Source organism: Anaplasma marginale str. Florida (assembly GCF_000215485.1).
GTDB classification, from domain to species: Bacteria; Pseudomonadota; Alphaproteobacteria; order Rickettsiales; family Anaplasmataceae; genus Anaplasma; species Anaplasma marginale.
In genome coordinates, this window is sequence record NZ_AFMS01000198.1 from 1 (window position 1) to 1776 (window position 1776).

1 pseudogene is annotated in these 1776 nt (G+C 48.2%); it reads left to right on the forward strand.

The annotated features are described in order from the left end of the window. Window positions 1–384: 384 nt before the first annotated feature. A pseudogene (locus GAC_RS05275) lies at window positions 385–1776 on the forward strand (hypothetical protein); the annotation flags it as partial.

Below are 1776 nucleotides of genomic sequence, written 5' to 3' on the forward strand. Positions count from 1 at the left end.
TGCTCTTGCTTACCGACAAATCACACGATTCTACACTATTTACACCGAATACACTACGAAACAGCGTGTGCTGATATTGGCGTCCATCCTGGAATATAACTCCACATCAAATTATTAAAGAAATTAATATTAATTATTAATTTATTGACTTTCATTAATTTTTTAATAAACTTCCGGATCCTTTACACAAGGTAATCTTTATGAAAAAGAAACTAAACAATCGACAGCCAGTATGCTGAGGACACTATTCCTTTACTTTCCGAATATGAGGGTGATTTAGAAGAATTTGGGACTGTTAGTCCTACAAAAACAACAAAAGGTCTTTCTGTTCCTAAAATTCCTAACAGCAGCATTTCATATTCAAAGTTAAAAAATGAAGATGACGTGTCCGCCAAGAAGGCCCCTGGATCTTCTTCGAGCAGCGACCTGGGCAGTGACTCGGGCGTAGGTTCGAGCACCTCCTCGAGCAAAACCTCTGTTCGCAAAGGAATTAAGACTGCGATTAAAAAGACAATCACCGCCTTTAACAAGAATGCTAAAAAAGAACAGGCATCTTCCTCCCCGTCAGGAGCACAACCCACAACGTGGTATGTTAACCCATTGGATGTCTCTGACGTTGACAACGAACCTGGTCAGGCAAAACATTGGGCCCAAGTTGAGGACCTTTTGGGTGATGAGTTCGACACCTTTGCAAGGTCACGTTTATCGTCAGTATCGGCAAGCAGCGACTTTGAATTCAGAACTGGAGAGCAATACTACGGCGCTATAGATAGAGAGTCAGACAGTGTCGTAGAACCAATATATGAGACCATAGACCCACATTGGCGAGAACGCGCTAATGTTGCACCAGAACCTGCGTATGATACTCCACGAAATTCGCAGATAATAAGCCAAAATGCCGCAACCAAGGCGGAACCTGTATATGATACCCCACGAAATTCACAGCTAGTAGGGCAAGCAGCCGCGGCTACAGCGGAACCGGCATATGATACTCCGCGAAATTCGCAGCTAGTAGGGCAGTCAGATAAAGTAGAGCTAATATATGACGCCGTGGACCCACAGTGGCAAGAATACGCTAATGTGACCAAGGCAGAACCTGTATATGATACCCCACGAAATTCACAGCTAGTAGGGCAAAATGCTGCGGCTAAGGCAGAACCTGTATATGATACCCCACGAAATTCACAGATTCTGGCACAGCAGCGACCCACAGCCAGCAAACAGCCAGCTGGGGACACTCGGGCAGTAACTTCGCCGGTAGCAGCTCCAAGAAGGGTCCTTGATGCGGGAGAACAAAAATCCTCCCCTGCACCACAAAACGTGAGCAGTGCACCTATCGCGCAGCAGCCAGCACCAGCTGCCCAAGCGGTAAGCCCTACTCCAAGAACTGCTGCGCGCGAGACCAGAGCAACAACATCTGCAGCGAAGCCAGCTGTCGCACCGAAGCCGGTAGCTGCTCCTGCATTGAACACTGGCAGCGCTATGCCTAGCGTTCAACAAAGGAAAGCTATGCTTGCTGAAAAGACCGGCCAAGTGACTGAAGCTGGCTCGCAGAGCCCTCAACGCCCTACCCAGTCGGAAAGTGCTGCGCGCGAGACTAGAACAACAACACCTGCAGCGAAGCCAGCAATTGCACCAGCTGCCCAAGCGGTAAGCCCTACTCCAAGAACTACTGCCGCAACTTCTGCCAATCTCATGGCTGCACAACCCTTTAGAGGTGCAGCAGCAACATTGAAGTCAGTAACTCCGCCAGTAGCAGCTCCAAGAAAGGTCCTT